21 protein-coding genes are annotated in these 20628 nt (G+C 36.8%); 12 read left to right on the top strand and 9 right to left on the bottom strand.

Going from position 1 to position 20628, the window contains the following annotated elements; genetic code table 11:
- Positions 1-148 precede the first annotated feature (148 nt).
- A complete protein-coding gene (locus C8D70_RS15265) occupies positions 149-2479 on the bottom strand; it encodes an ATP-dependent helicase (protein ID WP_076596219.1) in 2331 nt (776 codons plus the stop codon).
- Positions 2480-2831: 352 nt separating this feature from the next.
- Here C8D70_RS15265 and C8D70_RS15260 point away from each other — a divergent pair, with 352 nt between their 5' ends.
- From C8D70_RS15260 to secG, 3 genes are all read left to right on the top strand, one after another.
- On the top strand, positions 2832-4145 hold the full coding sequence (locus C8D70_RS15260; protein ID WP_110367847.1) for a M16 family metallopeptidase: 1314 nt from the start codon (positions 2832-2834) through the stop codon (positions 4143-4145).
- Between the two features lie 53 nt (positions 4146-4198).
- Complete coding sequence (locus tag C8D70_RS15255) at positions 4199-6244, top strand: M16 family metallopeptidase (RefSeq protein WP_110367846.1); 2046 nt, start codon at positions 4199-4201, stop codon at positions 6242-6244.
- 133 nt (positions 6245-6377) lie between these two features.
- The gene (gene secG / locus C8D70_RS15250) at positions 6378-6728 is read left to right on the top strand and encodes a preprotein translocase subunit SecG (protein WP_076596216.1); all 351 of its coding nucleotides are present in this window, start codon (positions 6378-6380) and stop codon (positions 6726-6728) included.
- A 51-nt stretch (positions 6729-6779) separates the two neighbouring features.
- On the opposite strand, the gene C8D70_RS15245 is transcribed toward secG, so the two are convergent.
- Entirely contained in the window at positions 6780-7619 is an 840-nt protein-coding gene (locus C8D70_RS15245) for a glycosyltransferase family 2 protein (RefSeq protein ID WP_110367845.1), read from the bottom strand.
- Entirely contained in the window at positions 7615-8226 is a 612-nt protein-coding gene (gene recR / locus C8D70_RS15240; protein WP_076596214.1) for a recombination mediator RecR, read from the bottom strand. Before recR ends, C8D70_RS15245 begins: the two co-directional genes overlap by 5 nt.
- 237 nt (positions 8227-8463) lie before the next feature.
- Here recR and C8D70_RS15235 point away from each other — a divergent pair, with 237 nt between their 5' ends.
- The 5 genes from C8D70_RS15235 to C8D70_RS15215 all read left to right on the top strand — a co-directional run bounded on the left by C8D70_RS15235 (position 8464) and on the right by C8D70_RS15215 (position 12269).
- A complete protein-coding gene (locus C8D70_RS15235) occupies positions 8464-9069 on the top strand; it encodes a hypothetical protein (RefSeq protein WP_076596213.1) in 606 nt (201 codons plus the stop codon).
- 23 nt (positions 9070-9092) lie between these two features.
- Positions 9093-9584 carry a hypothetical protein gene (locus C8D70_RS15230; RefSeq protein WP_110367844.1) on the top strand — a complete coding sequence of 164 codons (492 nt, stop codon included), beginning with the start codon at positions 9093-9095 and terminating at the stop codon, positions 9582-9584.
- An 81-nt stretch (positions 9585-9665) separates the two neighbouring features.
- The gene (locus tag C8D70_RS15225) at positions 9666-11108 is read left to right on the top strand and encodes an aminoacyl-histidine dipeptidase (protein ID WP_110367843.1); all 1443 of its coding nucleotides are present in this window, start codon (positions 9666-9668) and stop codon (positions 11106-11108) included.
- Positions 11109-11301: 193 nt separating this feature from the next.
- A complete protein-coding gene (locus C8D70_RS15220) occupies positions 11302-11883 on the top strand; it encodes a TIGR00730 family Rossman fold protein (RefSeq protein ID WP_110367842.1) in 582 nt (193 codons plus the stop codon).
- A 17-nt stretch (positions 11884-11900) separates the two neighbouring features.
- Positions 11901-12269, top strand: a complete 369-nt coding sequence (locus tag C8D70_RS15215) for a hypothetical protein (RefSeq protein ID WP_110367841.1) — start codon at positions 11901-11903, stop codon at positions 12267-12269.
- Positions 12270-12332: 63 nt separating this feature from the next.
- On the opposite strand, the gene C8D70_RS15210 is transcribed toward C8D70_RS15215, so the two are convergent.
- Positions 12333-12662: a 2Fe-2S iron-sulfur cluster-binding protein gene (locus tag C8D70_RS15210; RefSeq protein ID WP_076596208.1), complete on the bottom strand. Its 330-nt coding sequence runs from the start codon at positions 12660-12662 to the stop codon at positions 12333-12335.
- A 12-nt stretch (positions 12663-12674) separates the two neighbouring features.
- Complete coding sequence (locus tag C8D70_RS15205) at positions 12675-13730, bottom strand: NAD(P)/FAD-dependent oxidoreductase (RefSeq protein WP_076596207.1); 1056 nt, start codon at positions 13728-13730, stop codon at positions 12675-12677.
- A gap of 153 nt (positions 13731-13883) precedes the next feature.
- Here C8D70_RS15205 and C8D70_RS15200 point away from each other — a divergent pair, with 153 nt between their 5' ends.
- Complete coding sequence (locus tag C8D70_RS15200) at positions 13884-14654, top strand: DUF3108 domain-containing protein (protein WP_076596206.1); 771 nt, start codon at positions 13884-13886, stop codon at positions 14652-14654.
- Positions 14655-14717: 63 nt separating this feature from the next.
- Here C8D70_RS15200 and C8D70_RS15195 read toward each other — a convergent pair whose 3' ends face one another.
- Positions 14718-15059, bottom strand: coding sequence for a winged helix-turn-helix transcriptional regulator (locus C8D70_RS15195; protein ID WP_076596205.1), 342 nt, complete (start codon positions 15057-15059; stop codon positions 14718-14720).
- Positions 15060-15190: 131 nt separating this feature from the next.
- On the opposite strand from C8D70_RS15195, the gene C8D70_RS15190 reads away from it, so the two are divergent.
- Complete coding sequence (locus C8D70_RS15190; RefSeq protein WP_110367840.1) at positions 15191-15949, top strand: type 1 glutamine amidotransferase domain-containing protein; 759 nt, start codon at positions 15191-15193, stop codon at positions 15947-15949.
- Between the two features lie 17 nt (positions 15950-15966).
- Positions 15967-16581, top strand: a complete 615-nt coding sequence (locus C8D70_RS15185; protein ID WP_110367839.1) for an NADPH-dependent F420 reductase — start codon at positions 15967-15969, stop codon at positions 16579-16581.
- 249 nt (positions 16582-16830) lie between these two features.
- Here the strand turns inward: C8D70_RS15185 and pheS are convergent, their stop codons facing one another.
- Positions 16831-17841, bottom strand: coding sequence for a phenylalanine--tRNA ligase subunit alpha (gene pheS / locus C8D70_RS15180; protein ID WP_076596202.1), 1011 nt, complete (start codon positions 17839-17841; stop codon positions 16831-16833).
- 125 nt (positions 17842-17966) lie between these two features.
- Complete coding sequence (locus tag C8D70_RS15175; protein ID WP_076596201.1) at positions 17967-18626, bottom strand: YceI family protein; 660 nt, start codon at positions 18624-18626, stop codon at positions 17967-17969.
- Positions 18627-18701: 75 nt separating this feature from the next.
- Here C8D70_RS15175 and C8D70_RS15170 point away from each other — a divergent pair, with 75 nt between their 5' ends.
- On the top strand, positions 18702-19649 hold the full coding sequence (locus C8D70_RS15170; protein ID WP_110367838.1) for an ABC transporter ATP-binding protein: 948 nt from the start codon (positions 18702-18704) through the stop codon (positions 19647-19649).
- A 234-nt stretch (positions 19650-19883) separates the two neighbouring features.
- Here C8D70_RS15170 and C8D70_RS15165 read toward each other — a convergent pair whose 3' ends face one another.
- On the bottom strand, positions 19884-20228 hold the full coding sequence (locus C8D70_RS15165; RefSeq protein ID WP_076596199.1) for a zinc ribbon domain-containing protein YjdM: 345 nt from the start codon (positions 20226-20228) through the stop codon (positions 19884-19886).
- Positions 20229-20628: the final 400 nt, after the last annotated feature.

The raw sequence follows: 20628 nt of genomic DNA, 5'->3' as shown, positions 1-20628 counted from the left end.
TCGTTCAGCAGAGGATTTGTCTTTGCTAAGTGCAACGCCTTCGCGATCGAAAATAGTAGATCTAGATAATCACATTGCGAGCTTCGCGTTCAAATAAAAAAACGGATCCAAAAATTGAATCCGTTTCTTTTATATTTTTATTTTGAAATTAAATCTTAGTCAGTTTAGCATATTTCAGGATCAGATTTTTCTCTCCTTCATGCATGAAAACTACTTTTGCTTTGATATTCTGAGGATCTGTTCCATCCAGGAAAGTCACCTCTCCTATTCCGAAACGGTCGTGTCTCACTTTATCACCTACTTCAATATCCTGAGAAGAAGCTCCGCTTGGATTGATAATTTTAGCCGTGCTTACCGGTTTCAGTTTTCTTACTTCAGGAGCAGGTTTGGAAGTATCACCTCTGTCAATAGTCTTCTTTTCAACCTTTTTGAAAGATTTTATTTCAGAAGGATGTTCATCAAAAATATTGGATTTCACTCCTGAATTATTGATAAATCTTTTTTCCAAAGCAGGATTAAGGAATTCAATATACTCATCATCTATTTCACTCAAAAATCTTGAAGGCTCAGCATCCGTAATTTTTCCCCATTGAAAACGTGAAACAGCATAGGAGAAGAAAGCCTGTTTTTCGGCTCTTGTTAATGCTACATAGAATAATCTTCTCTCTTCTTCCAGATCTTCTCTGGTGGCTGAACTCATAAAGCTTGGGAAAAGGTTTTCTTCAAGCCCTACCAGGTGAACCACGGGGAATTCCAATCCTTTTGAAAGGTGAATGGTCATCAGAGAAACCATATCATCTTCCAGCTCTTTATCCTGAGTATCTGCAGAAAGGGCAATATTTTCCAGGAAGTTGGAAAGACTCGGATCTCCGTCTTCAAGCTGCATCTGCTCTTCAATGAACCCCTGCATGGAGTTCATCAATTCCTGAACGTTTTCTACTCTGGAAATCCCTTCAGGAGTCTGGTCATCTTTTAAAAACTTGATTAATCCGCTTCGCTTTGCTACTTCCATAGCCACACTGTAAGCTGTTTCTGTTTTCAGCAATACCTGAAAAGCTTTGATCATGGACCAGAAATCGTTCAGTTTGTTTAAAACTCCATTGTTCAGACCTAGCTGCGGTGCATACATCGGAAGATTTTCCAATACTTTTGAAACCGCAATATTGTGGGCATCCGCAAAAACGATCAGTTTATTCTGTGTTGTTTCTCCAATTCCTCTTGCCGGATAATTGATAATCCTCATCAATGCTTCCGAATCATTTTCATTGATCAGAAGACGAAGGTATCCAATAAGGTCTTTTACTTCTTTTCTTTGATAGAAAGAAAGACCTCCATATACTTTGTACGGAATATTTTTACGTCTCAGTGCGTCTTCAAAAGCACGGGTCTGAGAGTTGGTTCTGTATAAAATGGCAAAATCACTGTATTTCCTCTGATCGCGGTTACGAAGTTCCCAGATATTTCCTGCCACAAAGTTCGCTTCATCAGCATCAGAAAGAGAACGGTAAATTTTGATCTTGTCCCCCTCTTCATTATCACTGAATACATTTTTCTTAAACTGCTGAAGGTTTTTAGCAATAACAACATTCGCTGCATTTACAATATTTTGTGTGGAACGGTAATTCTGCTCCAGAGATACCGTTATAGCATCAGGATAATCTTTTTTAAAGTTTAAGATATTGTAGATATTCGCTCCACGGAAAGAATAGATAGACTGTGCATCATCTCCTACCACACAGATATTCTCAAATTTTGAAGCCAATGCTTTTACAATAAGATACTGAGAATGATTCGTATCCTGGTACTCATCTACCATGATGTATCGGAATCTGTCCTGATATTTCGCCAATACCTCCGGAAAACGGGTTAATAATTCATTGGTTTTCAACAACAAGTCATCAAAATCCATAGATCCGTTTCTGAAACACTGATCCACATATTTCTGATAAATCTGCCCGATGAATTTCATATTCGCTTTTTCATCCGCTTCCATCAGTTCAGGATTATTGAAATAAGCTTTTACGGTAATCAGATTATTCTTATAGGTTGAGATTCTTGCCTGAACTTTTTTAGGTTTATAAAGATCGGCATCGATATTCATATCCTTCAGAACTTTTTTAATCACATTCAGGGCATCCTGCTGATCATAGATGGTAAAATTGGAAGGATATCCGAGATAATGAGCCTCAATTCTCAGAATTCTTGCAAAAACGGAGTGAAATGTTCCCATCCAAAGGCTTCTCGCATTGCTGTCTCCTACTACCTTCGCGATACGTTCTTTCATTTCCCGTGCCGCTTTATTGGTAAAGGTAAGCGCCAGGATATTGAAAGGGTCTATTCCGTTGTGTATTAAATGGGCAATACGCATGGTCAATACACGCGTTTTCCCGGAACCTGCTCCGGCAAGTACCATGAGAGGTCCCTGTAAAGAGGTAACGGCTTCATATTGTGATTCGTTGAGTCCTTTCAAATAGTCCATACAGCAAAAAATTTTGGGAACACAAAATTAAGGTATTCGGAGCAGAATTCAAACTTTCATAAAGAAGTTAGGGATTTGAAGTAGTAAGATTGTACTAATAGTATTTGTCAATGGTCAGTTTTGCTTCTCAAGTGAATGGTGAATGGCTATTGTTAAACTTAACTGTAAAGAAAAATTATGTATTCCCAAAAACTTAATACAAAACGTAAAAGATTCACAAGCGAATTCACCATTCACCATTCATTTTAGTTTTTAATTTCTGAAAATTTTTTCAATGCAATCATATATTTCAATATATTTTGTAACATTTAATTCACTTTTCATACTAATTGATAAACAATTTCTAAATTTTATGAAAAAGCGACTTATTTCTGCTGCTGCCGTAGCTTTCTTCGGGCTAATGCTGAATGCACAGCAAATCAAATTCGAAGAGTATGACCTTCCCAATGGTCTTCACGTAATTCTTCATCAGGATAACTCGGCACCGGTTGTAACGACGGGTGTAATGTACCATGTAGGTGCAAAAGATGAAATAAAAGGCAGAACTGGTTTTGCTCACTTCTTTGAACACCTTTTATTCGAAGGAACTCCTAACATCAAAAGAGGAGACTGGTTTAAAATCGTTTCTTCCAACGGAGGTCAGAACAACGCCAACACTACTAATGACAGAACTTATTATTACGAAACGTTTCCTTCCAATAACGAACAGCTTGGACTTTGGATGGAAGCAGAAAGAATGCGCCACGCTGTAATCAACCAGATTGGTGTGGATACGCAGAGAGAGGTTGTAAAAGAAGAGAAAAGATTAAGAATGGATAACCAGCCTTACGGAAATCTTTTCACGACTATTCAGAAAAATTTATTTACCAATCACCCATACAACTGGCCAACAATTGGTTCTATGGAAGATCTGAACTCTGCTAAATTAGAAGAGTTTCAGGCGTTCTACAAGAAATATTACGTTCCGAATAATGCTACTTTAGTGGTGGCAGGAGATATCAAACCTGAACAGACTAAGAAATGGATTGAAACCTATTACGGAGGCATTCCAAAAGGAACCCTTTATCCAAAAGATTTCCCGAAAGAAACTCCTATCACACAGGAAAAAGAAGTAACTGCTACTGACCCGAATATCCAGCTTCCGGCTTATGTATTTGCATACAGAACTCCTGCTAACAAAGAGAAAGATGCTTATGTTTTGGATATGCTTTCTTCTTACTTAAGCAATGGAAAATCTTCTGTTTTATATAAAAAATTAGTTGACCAGGACAAAAAAGCGCTTCAGGTAGCTGCTTTCAACCAGGGGCTTGAAGATTACAGTATTTTTGCGTTCTTCGCCATTCCTATGGGACAGACTACAAAGCAGGCTTTACAGGCTGACATTGATGCTGAGATCAAAAAACTTCAGACGACTTTAATTTCTGAAGAAGATTATCAAAAACTTCAGAACCAGTACGAAAACCAGTTTGTAAATGCCAACTCAAGCATTCAGGGAATTGCTGCTTCACTGGCAACCAACCATGTATTGATGGGGGATACGAATTTGATCAACAAAGAAATCGACATTTACAGATCTATCACCAGACAGGATCTTCAGAATGCAGCTAAAAAGTATCTTAATTCCAACCAAAGAATAGTCATCAATTACGTACCTGAGAAAAAGTAATCATTTCAACTTCTTAGGTGATAATATGATTATTAAAAATTAAATTTTTACAAATGAAAAAGCAATTAACATATATAGCTGCAGCATTTTTCTTTACAGGAATGGTTTCAGCACAAAAAATAGATCTTAATGCAATGCCAAAACCAGGACCTACTCCTGTAATTAACATTGCGAAGCCAAAAACTTTCCAGCTAAGCAACGGTCTTACAGTAATGGTGGTTGAGAACAACAAATTACCAAGAGTAAGCGCAAGCCTTTCTATGGACAGACCTCCGTACAACGAAGGAGCAGTAACCGGAGTAAGCGAAATTATGGCTGAACAGTTCGAAAACGGAACAACCAACATCAGCAAAGATGATTTCAACAAAAAAGTAGACTACCTTGGAGCGAACCTTAATTTCTCTTCAGGAGGTGCTTCTGCCAATTCACTTTCAAAATATTTCCCTGAAGTATTAGGACTGATGGCTGATGCCATTATTAATCCTAAATTCTCTGCTGAAGAAATTCAAAACTCTAAAGAAAGAGCTATCGAGGGATTAAAGTCTGAAGAAAAAAATGCATCTTCTATTGCTTCAAAAGTTTCCAACGCTTTGATGTATGGAAAAAACACATCAAGAGGTGAATTTGAAACGGTTGAGTCTATCAATAAAATCCAGCTTGCTGACGTTCAGAACACTTATAAAAAATACTACGCTCCGGACAATGCTTACTTAGTAATTGTAGGAGACGTGAAGTTTGACCAGGTAAAACCTTTGATTGAAAAAGCTTTCAGTAGCTGGAAAAAAGCGAACACACCTATTGCACAGTTAGAACCTGCTTCTAATGTTGCGAAAACGGAGATCAACGTAGTAGATGTTCCTTCTGCAGTACAGTCTGTTGTTTCTTTAAACAACCTGAACACTTTGAAAATGAAAGATGCGAACTACTTCCCTGCAACAATCGCCAACTATATTCTCGGCGGCGGTGGTGAAGCCAGACTTTTCATGAATCTTCGTGAGAAAAACGGATTTACCTATGGGGCTTATTCAAGTATGGTTGCCAGCAAGTACTCTCCACAATTCTCTGCAAGTGCAAGCGTAAGAAATGAGGTTACAGACAAAGCTGTTAAAGAATTCATGAATGAACTTAATGCTATTTCTACTGTAAAACCTGAGGAATTAGCCAATGCTAAAGCTAAACTGAAAGGATCTTTCATCATGTCTTTGGAGCAGCCGGCTACCATTGCAAGATTTGCTTTAAACCAAAAAGTTCAGGATTTACCTGCTGATTTCTATACCAATTACTTAAAATCTATTGATAAAGTAACGGCTGCAGATGTTTCCAATGCTGTAAAAGCTACCATACTACCTAACCAAAGCAGAATTTTCATCGCTGGTAAAGCATCTGATATTTCTGAAGGATTGGAAAAACTGGGCTATCCTGTAAAATATTTCGATAAGGAAGCTAACCCTGTTGCGAAACCAACTGTACAAAAAGTGGATGCCAATGTAACGGTTGCCTCTGTTGTTGACAAGTATATCAATGCTATCGGAGGAAAGGCTAATCTGGCAAAGATCACTTCTTATACAACCAATGCTTCCATGTCTATGCAGGGACAAAACATCGATTTTAAAATCGTTAAAGCACAAGGCGGAAAGGAGCTTACCACTGTAACAGCAATGGGACAGGTTGTTCAGAAGCAGGTTTTCGATGGAAAAACCGGTTATTCTATGCAAATGGGACAAAGAGTGGATATCACACCGGAAGAAATTGCTGAAAAACAAAAAAATTCTGAAATTTTCGAAGAATTAGGATTTACAAAATCTGCTGATTATAAATTAGGCGGAATTGAAAAAATCGGAGGTGAAGATTCTTACGCCATTAAAGGTGGAAATACTACGTATTACTACAGCGTTGCAACAGGATTAAAAACCGGAGAAACTAAAAAGGTAAAAGCTAAAGGTCAAGAAATGACAATTCCGACAACATTCTCTAATTATAAAGATGTTGAAGGTGTAAAAATGCCTTTTACCATCTCTGTAAGCCAGATGGGAATGGACATGACCATGACTGTAAAGTCTTATGAGATCAATAAGGCTACAGATGCTGATTTTAAATAACAACATCCTATTTTTATAGAAAAAACGGCAACAATTGTTGCCGTTTTTATTTTTATCAACATTTGGCGACATCTTTTTTTGTCATTCAGTAAAAAAAGATTAAATTTGCCCATTCAAAAAGATATCAGAATTAATGGATACTATATTTACACTATTGATGGTTCTTGTTATGGTTGCCAGTGTTTTATTGGTAATTATCGTTATGGCACAAAATCCAAAAGGAGGAGGCCTTTCCAGTACATTCGGAGGTGCATCATCTGCACAGTTCGGGGTACAAAGAACCAATGATTTCATGGAAAAAGCAACATGGACTCTAGGCGGAACTATCATTGTTCTTATCCTTTTAAGCGTTGTTATTACAGGTAAGCCGTCTCAGGCACTTCCTGCACAACAGCAGCCAGCTAAGAAAGAAGCTCCTGCAAAACAGTCAGCTCCTGCTTCTTCTACAACAACTCCGGCACAGACTCCTGCTCCGGTAAAATAAGAAGAATATCATCTTACATATAACAAAAGCAACTCCAATTGAGTTGCTTTTTTATTTTAGCTTGATCTTTTCAATCTGATGCCGGAGCTTTAATCCTGCTTTCAAAAAAGAATACTGTAAAGGCTTCGATTCCTTATAATACTTATCAATAAAGATCTGCATCGCTCCGTAAAATCTGTTGAGATATAATTCATCTTTGATTGTACTTTCTCCTTTATGATGAAGAATAGAAACTTTTCCATAATAGAAGTTCTTATATCCGTTTCTTAGAAAGGTATAGCAGAGATCGATATCTTCTCCGTACATAAAATAAGCCTCATCCAATCCTCCTATTTTCTCATAAACGTCTTTTTTAGCCAATAGAAATGCTCCGGTGAGAACTTCCACTTCTGCAACCGCATTTTCTTCTATATCATTTCTGTAATAAGATTTCGAGTTGTTTTTTTTAAAATTGGTAAAGAGCTTTTCAAAAGAATTAAACATATCCGGAACTGAGCGCTTGCTTTCAGGAAGAAAATTCCCTTCTGCATCATGCATTCTTACGCCCAGACATCCGAATGAAGCCTGCGCATCTGCAAAATCCAGCAATTCTTTCATATAAAAGCCCTCCAATTCCGTATCAGGATTCAAAAGCAATATATATTCTCCTTTCGCAGTTTGTACAGCCTGATTATTGGCTTTTGAAAACCCGCCATTGGTTTCAGATGATATAAAATGTACTTCGGGAAACTCAGGAATAAGATCTCCCCAGGAACTATCTGTTGAAGCATTATCAATCATCATTACTTCATACTCTATATCCTGTATATACTTCCTTAGGGACAGGAGGCAGCTTCTTAGCAATTGGGTGACGTTGTAATTAACTATAATAACGGACAGCTTCATATTAATCCTTTTCGTTGTATGGCAGCCTGTTGATAATAGATCTTCCTAAAGAAATCTCATCAGCATATTCCAGTTCATCTCCTACAGAAATTCCTCTTGCAATACTGGAGAAATTCACATTGAAGTTTTTAAATTTCTTGTAAATATAATAAGCTGTAGTGTCTCCTTCCATCGTAGCACTCAAAGCAAAAATAAATTCCTTTACCTTTCCGTCATTCAGTTTCTTTTCAATACTTGGAATATTCAGCTGGCCAGGCCCTACTCCTTCCATCGGAGAAATTTTACCGCCAAGAATCAGATATTTCCCTGTATACTTTCCTGTATTTTCTATGGCAATTACATCCCGTACATCTTCAACGATACAGATCAGTTCTCCATTTCTCTTTTCATTGCTGCATATTTCACAAATGTCAAAATCCGAGAAATTGTGACATTCTTTACAATATTTTATTTCATTAACAAGATTGATCAGGGAGTTTCCAAGGCTTACGGCTCTGGAATTGGGCTGCTTTAACAAATGTAATGCTAATCTCAAAGCCGTTTTCCTGCCAATTCCTGGCAGCCCGGAAATCTCGTCCACTGCCTTTGCCAATACTTTACTAGGGTAATCCATAGGTACAAAAATAAGGATTAAAGTTGATAATTGATAGTGAATAGTGAATCGTCAATTCCCTTCGTTTGTGAATTTGTATAAAGTGATTATTGACTATTGACTTTGCGCAGCAAAAATTGACAATTGACCATGAGATTAATGTCCCATGATGATATTTTATATTTCTCCCATACCTGAGAACACTAAAAAAACCTTTATATTTGCGGCTTAAATTAAATATGAAAAAAATTAACTAACATGGTACTTAACAATCTAAATTATCCTCTGGATTTCAAATTCAAAATCACTACTTTAGCAAGTGACTTTAACATTACTGACAAAAATGGAAATTATGTGGCATATGTTCGTCAGAAAATGTTCAAGTTGAAAGAAGACGTTATTGTTTTTAATGATGAAAGCAAGTCTAAGGAACTTTTCAGAATCAGAGCCAATCAATGGATTGATTTCAACGCTTCATATTCTTTAAATGATCTTATTGACAATAAAAACTTTGGCAGATTAGCCAGAAAAGGAATGCGTTCTATCTGGAAAGCAAGTTATGATATTCTGGATGCACATGATCAGCCTAAGTTTAAAATTCAGGAAGACAGTGCGTGGGTAAGATTCTGGGACAGCTTTGTAGGAGAACTTCCTATCATCGGGATGTTTACAGGATATTTCCTTAATCCATCATATACGGTAACAGGGATAGACGGAAAGGCTTATTTTAAGCTTAAAAAAATGCCTTCATTCTTCGGAAGAAGATTCCAGCTGGACAGACTGATTGACATTGATGACGAGGAAGAAAGCCTGGTTATCCTTTCTTTATTAATGATGACACTTCTTGAAAGAGCAAGAGGATAAACAAATAACAAAACCACAAACACATGAAATATGTAATCATTGTATTTTCCGCATTTCTGTTGGCAGCCTGTAAAAAGGAAAAAGAGACTGTTTCAGACTCCACTACTGCTGATTCTTTGCATGTTGCCAAAGATTCAACTGCAAGAGCTTCTTCTTCAGGAAATATTCTGGTGGGGACGATTCCGTTTCCAAAAGAAATCAAAGAATGTTCCTGCTATTTTGCAGCCAATAAATCTGATTTTGAAAATGAAAGATATATTTACGCAGATGATGCCGGAAAAACTGCATATATGATGCTGGATGGCAAAAGACTAGCGATGAATCTCATTTCATCAAGTGACATGGAAGTAGATGAACTGCTGACCAAGGAAATAGAAAATGATGATTATAAAATTTCTGTAAAAGGTAAAAAAATAAAGGGCGAAGAGGCTTTACTGTTTGAAGGAACTCTCACTATAGAGAAACCAGACGGAACTACATTTACCACTCCGATCTATGGAGAGTGTGGTTGTTAATACAAGCAAAATCCTACAAAAATGCTTCTGTATCTCACGGAAGCATTTTTTTATTCGTAAATTTGAGAAAAATAAATTTCAATGGAATTATCTAATATAGAACCGCAGATTATATGGAAAAATTTCTCCAGATTAAATGCTGTTCCAAGACCTTCAAAAAAGGAGGAAAAAGTAATAGCTTTTATCAAAGGATTTGGTGAAAATTTAGGACTGGAAACTACGGTAGATGAAGTAGGAAACGTTATTATTAAGAAGCCGGCCACGGCAGGAATGGAAAACCGTAAATCTATTGTGCTTCAATCGCACCTTGATATGGTTTGCCAGAAAAACAATGATGTGAATTTCGATTTTGAAACCGAAGGAATCAAAATGGAAATTGACGGTGACTGGGTAAAGGCAAAAGGAACTACTTTAGGAGCTGATAATGGTTTAGGAGTAGCAACCATCATGTCTATCCTTGAAAGTTCAGATATTCCACACCCTGCATTGGAAGCTCTTTTCACGATTGATGAGGAGACAGGAATGACAGGTGCTTTAGGATTAAAACCAGGACAATTGACAGGACAAATTCTATTGAATCTTGATACTGAAGAAGATGATGAAATTGATATCGGCTGTGCAGGAGGTGTAGACGTGACAATCACTCAAACCTATACTGCAGAAGCTTCAAAAGGACAAATTGTAAGACTTGAAGTAAAAGGGCTACAGGGTGGACACTCCGGAATGGATATCCATAAAGGCTTCGGAAATGCCAATATCATTTTGGGAAGACTTCTTTATACAGGATTGGAAAACCAGAATATTGAATTGATCTCTATCGACAGCGGAGGGTTGAGAAATGCTATCCCAAGAGAAGGAGTTGCTGTAATTTCTGTGAGAAATGCCCAGGAATTTATTGAAAATGTAACGGTTCTTAAAAAAGAGATCTTAGAAGAATTTGCTACTGTAGAACCGGGAATCCAGATCAATATTGAAAACTCTACTTCTTCCGACAAAGCTATTTCAGAGACAGATTCTAAAAAAGTGATCCTCACTTTAAAGGCTCTTCACAACGGAGTTTACAGAATGAGTCCTGATGTGGCTGATCTTGTAGAAGCGTCCAACAACGTAGCAAGAGTAGAACTGAAAGGCGGAGAACTCAAGATTTTAAACCTTACAAGGTCTTCTGTAGATTCTTCCAAATATTCAGTGGCAGAACAATTGAAATCGGTAGCAGAGCTGGCTGGAATGAATGTTGAATTCAGCGGTTCATACCCAGGATGGAAACCCAAACCAGGTTCAGAGATTGTACAATTGATGGAGAAACTTTATACAGACAAGTTCAATGAAAAACCTCATGTGGTAGCTTGTCATGCAGGTCTTGAATGTGGAATCATCGGTGCCAACTATCCAGAAATGGAAATGGTAAGCTTTGGACCAACCATCAGAGGAGCGCATTCACCTGATGAGAGAGCCAACATCCCTTCAGCACAAAAATTCTGGAGCTTCCTGAAAGATATTTTAGCGAATATTCCTCAGAAATAGAATAGTAAAATGAGTATATTGAATATCCAAAGTCTTATGATTTTGGATATTTTTAGTTTTAATTGAAATAAAGATACTTCGACAGGCTCAGCATGACACTGCTAAAAATTATCTCTAAAAAAAACAGTTAGTATTAGAGATGTCATGCTGAGCTTGTCGAAGCATCTAAACCATAAAAAACAAATCATATACAATGAAAAGTATAACCGTATTCTGTGGCTCAAGTTTCGGCACAGATAAAATTTATGAAGAACAGACATTTCTGCTGGGACAAACTTTAGCAAAAGAAAATATACAACTGGTTTATGGTGGTTCGGAAACTGGTTTAATGGGAACAATTGCTAACGGTGCTTTAAGTGAAAAAGGTAAAGTAACAGGAGTCTTACCCCGGTTTTTACAATCCAAAGAAATTGCCCATAAAAACCTGACAGAACTTATCATTGTGGAAACCATGCACGAAAGAAAAACCAAAATGAACGAACTTTGTGATGGAGTCATCGTTCTTCCCGGTGGTTACGGAACATTGGAAGAATTCTTTGAGATGATCACATGGGCACAGCTTGGACTTCATAAAAAACCCATCGGAGTGTTGAATATTGACGGCTTTTATGATGATCTGATCAAACTGGTTCAGACCATGGTAGATAAAGGATTTTTAAAGCAGGTAAACAGAGATATGCTTTTGATCAGCAATACTATTGATGATCTTCTGGAAAAAATGAAAAATTATCAGGCTCCTACGGTTGGGAAGTGGATTTCTAAGGAAGAAATTTAAGTTTTATAGTCTTTTACATGAATAACTACAACGTTAATAAAGAAATGCTCGGAGTTGCCACAGTATTTGTAACTATATTCGTTATTGTTCCTGCTCTTTCTTCTTATTTTATGGAAGATTGTAAGACTGCGATGGAAAGAGTTAAGAAGCAAAAATGTAAAATTAGAGTCGAAAGTATTGAAGGTATAAAATCTCTTAAATTAAAGGGAACTATTCCTGAAAGCATTCAACCTTGTGAATGTTATGACAACGGCCAATGGTGGGTTTCCTATAAAGATGAAATAGAACAGGGAGATTACTTTATAAAGAATGAAGATGAAAGTTACTTAGAAATCATTAAAGAAGACACTCTAATCAGACACGAATATATATGTTCTCAGAAATAAATATAAAACAAAACCCGTCCGGAAAATCCGGGCGGGTTTTTTATTAAGATTAAAAAATATTTTCTAAGGATAAGGAGCAATTTCCACTTCGAGCCCTTCCATGGCATCGGCAATATGCAGCTGGCAGCCCAGTCTGCTGTTGTCTTTCACATGGAAAGCTTCAGCCAGCATGGCATCTTCTTCATCTCCCATTGGTTCCAGACCGGGATCGTTAATTACATATACCTGGCATGAAGCACACATCGCCATTCCTCCGCATACCCCAATAGTACCTTCTTCTGCCAATTCATACGAACGGATAATCTCCATTAAGTTCATGGACATATCCGTAGGCGCTACAACTTCGTGGGTTACCCCTTCTCTGTCGGTGATTTTAATATTAATGTCTGACATAATTCTGCAAAATTAGTCAATTTTTTTCACAACTGCCTTCTCTGCTTCTTTACGGCTTCCGTCAAATCCGTCTACTCCACTTACTGTTGTATATTTTAACACGAATTTTTTACCCGGATTGAGTCTGTTATACACACTCTGACACATTAAAGTAGCTTCGTGGAAACCACAAAGGATCAACTTCAGTTTTCCTGGATAAGTATTGATATCCCCGATAGCATAAATACCATCGATGTTGGTCTGATAATCCAAAGCGTTATTTACAACGATTGCATTTTTCTCGATATTTAATCCCCAGTTTCCGATCTCACCCAATTTTGGTGTCAATCCGAATAAAGGAATGAAATAATCTGTTTCAATATCGTAAGCTTCCTGCCCTTCTACTTCTACAGTGATCGCTTCTACTTTTCCGTCCCCTTTAATACCGGTAACTTCCGCAGGCGTAATTAATTTGATTTTCCCCTGATTTTTCAGATCCTGAACTTTCTCTACAGAATCCAAAGCTCCTCTGAACTCGTTTCTTCTGTGGATCAAAGTTACTTCACTGGCAACATTAGAAAGGAAAATACTCCAGTCCAGTGCCGAGTCTCCACCACCAGCAATAACAACCTTTTTATTTCTGAAGTGTTCAGGTTCTTTAACGAAATATTCAAGACCTTTTTCTTCGTAATCTGCAATATTTTCAAAAGTAGGTTTTCTCGGTTCAAAAGTACCTAAACCACCTGCAATCGCAATCGCTTTACATCTGTGAACAGTTCCTTTATTCGTGATCACTTCAAACCACTCATCATCTACTTTAGTGTAAGAAACAGCTGTTTCACCCAAGGTAAATCCAGGCTGAAACTGCTTGATCTGCTCCATCAGATTATCTACCAATTCTCCGGCATTTACTGAAGGATAACCAGGGATATCGAAAATAGGTTTTTTAGGATAAAGTTCAGCCAATTGCCCTCCCGGCTGAGGAAGCGCATCAATAATATGGCACTTCATTTTTAATAAACCAGCTTCAAAAACTGCAAAAAGTCCTGTAGGTCCCGCACCTATGATCAATATATCAGTGGTTATCATAATCTTTAAGATAATTTAATTAGACATGTAACTGCAAATTTACTAATTTTAATGCGAAGCATATTTAATTGATTCTAAATAAAAACCTGAGATTTGTCAAATATCTATCATTTAAGATTTTAAATTTGGCAGTGTTTTTGTAAATGTCTTGTTATGAATAAAATTTTGAACCTTTTTGCTGTATTTATATTCTTTTTAGGCTCGGCTCAGATTGATAATATCGCAGACGGCGAATCTATTACTCTTAGAATTCACTACGGTTTCCTTAATGCAGGAACTGCCAACCTTACTACAAAGCAAACTACCTACAAAGGGGTTCCTCATCTCTATGTAAAAGGAACAGGACAGACAACAGGTGCTGTAAAAGCATTCTTCAAAGTAGAAGATTTATATGAAAGTTTTATCAATACAGAAACGGGATTACCAAGTTTCTATGTAAGAAATGTACGTGAGGGAAGCTATCGCCAGCATTTTGAAACCGTTTTTAATCACGATAATAATACGTTGATTTTAACAGATAAAAAGACACCGGCCAATGGTTCTAAGGTTTTAAAATCCGTAAAAGGTGTTCAGGATATGCTTTCCTGCTTTTATTATTTAAGAAGTAAAAACCCGGATGAACTGAAAATAGGAACGATCATTAATATGAATGTATGGATTGATGACGAAATGTTTCCTTTCCAGTTAAAAGTAACCGGAACAGAAAATTTAAAGACAAAATTCGGTACTATTAACTGTTTGAAGATTATTCCTTCTGTAAAAAGCGGAAGAGTATTTAAAGAAAAAGAAGGCGTTACCATGTGGGTTTCCAATGATGCTAACCATGTTCCAATGCTATTGAAAGCAGAGCTTGCAGTAGGCTCACTGAAAGCCAGCATTGATGATTACAAGAATGTAAAATATCCTTTAAAGTTTATAAAATAATACCACGTAAAAATAAAAATGCCTGCGATCATGCAGGTATTTTTGTGTGCCAATGATGGTATTTTACTCTTTTTGCTGTTCTTGGATGAGCTTAAGTCCGAAATTTCTTACCACTTCAATAATCGCAACAATCTCCACCCCTTTCTCTGTAAGTGAATATTCCGTTCTTGGCGGTACTTGAGCGAAAACTTTCCTGAGGATATATCCATCTTCTTCCAATTCTCTGAGTTGTGTTGTAAGCATCTTGTCTGAAATATGAGGAATGTCCTTTTTCAGCTCGCTGTATCTTAAAACTTTTGTTTTAAGTCTCCAAAGAATGGGTGCTTTCCAGGTTCCCCCTACCTGCTCAATAACTAACTGAACAGGATTATAATAAATTTTTCCTTTATAGATAAAATCCGGCATTATCGAAAACTGATGAATTGATCATTACTTTCCTAAAAGTAAGTATCATACTTATTCGTTAAGTACTTTACAAATATAAATATTATATACAATTTTGCAAGGTAAAACTTAGAATACAAAATGATCAAAAAATGACAAAAGAAGTAAACAAATATGTGCATTTTCATAATGCTCAGTACAAAGGGAAAATTTTAATGGTAGCAAGCTCACCGGCTGTAAGCGAACAAACGGGCTGGCCTATTGGTTTTTGGGCCTCCGAGCTTACTCATCCTCTTTATGTATTTCAGGAAGCAGGATATGAAACCGAAATTGTATCTACAGAAGGAGGAGATCTGAAAATGGACAATTATTCAGATCCTACAGATACGAGCGGATATTCCGCCGGGGATATTATCAGTCTGGGATATATGCAGAAAGAAGATTTTAACAGTCTTCTCAAAAATACAAAAAGTATTAAAGAAGTAAACCATGAAGAATATGATGCTATTTTTCTGGTAGGCGGACAGGGACCAATGTATACGTTTAGAGGCAACAAAGATCTGCAGCATCTTTTTGTAAGCTTTTATGAAAAAGGAAAACCCAGTGCAGCAGTATGCCATTCCACAACATTATTGCTCGAAGCAAAAACCAGCAATAATGATCTGATTGTAAAAAATAAAATATGGACCGGATTTGCTGATGCAGAGGAAGATTTTGCAGATCAGGCAGCAGGGGTAAAAATTCAGCCTTACAGAATAGAAGCTGAAGCGAGAAAAATTCCTGATACCACTTTTAAAGTAGCAGCACCATTCAGTTCATATGCTATACAGGATGGTAATCTTATTACAGGACAGCAGCAGAATTCGGGTGCCGCAGCTGCTGAATTGGTTATATCATTTTTACATCAATAATACATTAAATATACCTTATGACAATTACAATTATCGGAAGTGGAAATGTCGGCGGAGCATTGGCTCAACAATGGATCAGAAAAGGATATAACGTTTTAATCGGATCACAATTTCCGCTGAGTGAAAAAAATATTAAACTGGCTACCCAGATAGGAGAAGACCGTTTCACAACAGTTGCAAATGCAGTAAAGCAGAGCGAGGTAATTCTGATAGCAACCCCACCTGAGGTGATAGGAGAAATTGCAGGAAGCTGGGGAGATGTTTCCGGGAAAATCATCATAGATGCTACCAATTCTATTGGAAAAAAACCTGATCCTTATCCTACAGTCTACCATTATTTGTCTGACACCTGTAATGCTGAAGTGGTGAAAGCTTTCAATACTACAGGATATGAAAATATACTCGATCCTTTTTATAATGGCGAGCCTATCGATATGCTGATGGCCGGAGACAGTGAAAAAGCAAAAAAAACAGCAGAAGAACTTGCTTTAGCCTGTGGATTTGGAAAGTGTTACGATTTTGGAAAAGGTGATAAAGTGGAGTTACTTGAAAAGTTCGCGCTGTCCTGGATTAATCTTGCCATTATTCAGGGAATGGGAAGAGATATTGCTTTCCGTATTGTAAAAAGGTAATTTTTAGCTTTTTACAGTATTTTTATAATTTATAATGTAACAGATACCTATTGCTTATTGTCTTTATAATAGAGGCAGGTAAAGAACTGCGACATGTCCATACTTCGATTCAACAGCAGTTGATCCTAAGTATGGGTATAAGAAACAGACACGTGTAAATTTTTCAATAAGATCAGTTTTTAATTACGTTTTGTTTCTTAGGTCAGTAATTAAAAACAAAAACCTCCGGAGTTCCGGAGGTTTGATTTTTTATAGTGTTTTGAACTGTTCAAGTGTTCTGATGTCGTTTTCGAAGAACATTCTGATGTCACTCATCTGGTAAAGAAGCATCGTAATTCTTTCAATACCCATTCCGAATGCATATCCTGAATATTTCTCAGCATCGATATTCACATTTTTCAGTACGGCAGGGTCTACCATTCCGCATCCCATAATCTCCAGCCATCCTGTCCCTTTTGTAATTCTGTAATCTGTTTCAGAGTTTAATCCCCAATACACATCAATTTCAGCACTAGGTTCTGTGAACGGGAAGAAAGAAGGTCTCATTCTGATTTTAGATTTTCCAAAAAGCTCAGTGGTAAAGAACTGAATCGTTTGCTTTAGATCAGCAAAGCTTACATTTTCGTCAATATATAATCCTTCAATCTGATGGAAAATACAGTGAGAACGTGAAGAAATTGCTTCATTTCTGAACACTCTTCCCGGAGATAAAATTCTGATCGGCGGCTGATTTTCTTCCATATAACGCGTTTGTACTGAAGAAGTATGCGTTCTCAAAAGAATATCCGGATTCTGCTCAATAAAGAAAGTATCCTGCATATCTCTTGCCGGGTGATATTCCGGAAGGTTAAGCGCTGTAAAGTTATGCCAGTCATCTTCAATCTCAGGTCCGTCTGCTACAGCAAAGCCAATCGATTTGAAGATTTCAATAATTCTGTTTTTAACGAGATTGATCGGATGTCTGGAACCCAATTCCAATGGAAAAGCGGGTCTTGTAAGATCTTCCTTTTCAACCACAACAGAAGATGCTGAAGCATTTTTCAAATCCTCCAGTTTTACGGCAACTGCCTGCTTCAAAGTATTGATCTTCTGTCCGAATTCTTTCTTTTGGTCGTTAGGAACTTCTTTAAATTTTTCAAAAAAATCATTAAGAACTCCTTTTTTACCATTGTACTTGATTCGGAAGTTTTCGATATCTTCCTTAGAGGTAGCATTGAAGCCATTTACTTCGACCAGTAATTCTTCTATCTTTTCTATCATTATTTTACCCTTTCAAAATGTTTTGCAAAAATACGATTTTAAGTTGAATAATAAGTCCGTCAAAAAAAAATCTGCCTCTTTTTCGGAGGCAGACTTCAATCACTTATTTCACTTAAATAAAAAAATTATTTCTTTTCTAAAGCTTTAACGCTGATCTGAAGAGTTACCTCATCTTTGATCACACCGTTTGCAGCAGGAGCCTGGAACTTCACCCCAAACTCTTCTCTCTTGATATCTTTCGGTTCAGTAGCTACACTCACCTCTCCATTTTTCACAGAAACATTAGCCTTAAACTGAACAGGTTTTGTAATTCCTTTAATGGTTAAATTACCATCCAAAATAGTATTATAATCACCTTCTGTAGCCGGAGTAACTTTTGTAATCTCATAAGAAGCTGTCGGGAATTTTTCAACTTCGAAGAAATCGCCGCTCTTCAGGTGGCCATTTAATTTTCCTAAATCCTCCGGGCTGTCTTTCAAGTCCACAGAAGTTAAAGAGTTCATATCAGCAACGAATTTTCCGCTTTCCAGTTTTCCGTCTTTCACCGTTACATCTCCACTTTCAAACTTTATGGTTCCAAAATGGCTCGTATTTTCAGATTTAAATACTTTATATCCCTTCCATTCAACCTTACTGTTTAGCGTATCCAAAGTGAACTGGCTACCTTCTTTGGTAGTTGTCACTTCATTACTCTCACTGGTAAGTGGTTTGTCTTTTTTACAAGAAACCATTACAGCAGCAAAAAATAATGCAGGAATAGCTAACGAAAACAGTTTTTTTCTCATTTTTGATTTATTTTTATTAGTTCCGCTAATATAATAAAAAAAATTATGTTTTCATAAAAACCTTACATTTGTAATATGCTATTAGAAATAAACAATTTATTTTTCTCTCACAACAAAGAAAATCCCCTGTTTCAGAACCTTAATCTAAGGTTTGAAGAAAACAGAATTATAGCTCTTGCCGGTGAAAGCGGGTGTGGAAAATCCACTCTTCTCAACCTTATTTATGGTCTTTTGGATTGGGAAAGCGGAGAGATTATTTTTAACGGAACAAAGCTTTTGGGACCGAAAGGAAATCTTGTTCCCGGAGAGCCTGAAATGAAGTTCGTAGCACAGAATTTTGACCTGATGCCTTATGCTACAGTGGCTGAAAACGTAGGAAAATTTATTTCAAATATCAATTTAAAACAAAAAAAAGAAACCGTAGCAGAACTTCTTGAGGTAGTGGGTCTTCAGGACTTTGCCAACGTACTTCCAAAATATCTAAGCGGCGGACAGCAGCAGAGAGTGGCTATTGCCAGAGCATTATCCGTACTTCCCAAGCTTCTTATTTTAGATGAACCATTCAGTAATCTGGATTTCCCAAGAAAAATTGAACTCAGAGAAAGACTTTTCAGATATGTAAAACAAAATGGCGTTTCTCTCATTATTTCCACTCATGAGCTTCAGGATATTATGCCATGGCTGGACCAGATTGTTATTCTGCAGGCAGGAAGACTGATTCAAAATGACAGTCCGGAAGAAACCTACAGAAATCCTTACAATTCTTATGTTGCTAAATTATTCGGGGAAGTGAATATTTTCAGTAAAACAGAAGCTGAAGATTTCCAGCTTTCCAAACTTTCTTATTATCCCAAGGAAATCAAAATCACAGAAACCGGTCTTGAAGCCGAAGTCCTTGAAAGCCGTTTTGCAGGAAATCATTATTGGAATAAATTAAGGGCAAAAGGAAAGGAACTTGTTATTTATACGGATGAAAAAATATCGGGAATGATCTCTGTTTCATTTATTCAGTCAAAAGGCTAATCACCCATAACTCATACATTCACTTGCACTTAACAATAAAAAAAATACAAACATAAGAAGCTGTTGTCAAACTTTTTCTTACATTTGTACTTCTAAAGTATAAGGAAATTTTTGGTTAATTCTCTTTCTGCCTTCCAGACGGACATTAGCAATCTTGCAATTAAGTCTGTTGAAAGATTACACTGTCCAATTTTTTCCTTTTCTTTTTTTAGGACATAGAAAAACAACGTTTTCTTATGCTTTCTTTACAAATTCTGACTTAAGAGCCATAGCCCCGAAACCATCAATTTTGCAGTCAATATTGTGATCACTTCCCGGTCTCAGGCGGATATTTTTCACTTTCGTCCCCGCTTTCACCGGTTTTGGCGCTCCTTTTACAGGAAGGTCCTTTACTACCACTACAGAATCGCCATCCTGAAGTTCATTTCCGTTGGAGTCCAATATTTTCCCTTCATTGGCTGCTTCAGCAGCTGCTTCTGCCGGATCCCATTCGTAGAAACACTGGGAACACACCATCATATTATCGCTCGGATAGGTAAACTCAGAGCTGCATTTTGGACAAAGTACTGTATCACTCATATTTTTATTTTTTGCAAAGGTAGAGCTTTTTAGACGTTGAAGTCAAGAGATAAAGTTCAGTATAATAGATAATAAGCGTATGTTAATTTTACACACACTGGTGAATTAATACAAATTAAATAAACTTGCTGCAAAGAAAATAAAGGATACTAATGAACAGTGCAGATTTTGTTAGCAAATATTTTTCATTAAGCAAAAAACATAGCTTTATTCGTTTTAGAGTGAAAGGCTATTGTCAGCAAATAAAAAATATAAATATTCGGAAAATCTTTACAAATTCAGCACTACAATTTATTTCTACCATTTAAAAAATTAAAAAACAGGCTGATCCTTCATTAATACTATCAGATCACCCTACTCCTGTACACTAAAATCCTTCAATTTCCAAACTCAGCAACTC

This window comes from Chryseobacterium sp. CBTAP 102, assembly GCF_003201365.1.
Lineage (GTDB): Bacteria > Bacteroidota > Bacteroidia > Flavobacteriales > Weeksellaceae > Chryseobacterium > Chryseobacterium candidae.
This window is presented reverse-complemented; position numbering and strand designations above follow the sequence as displayed.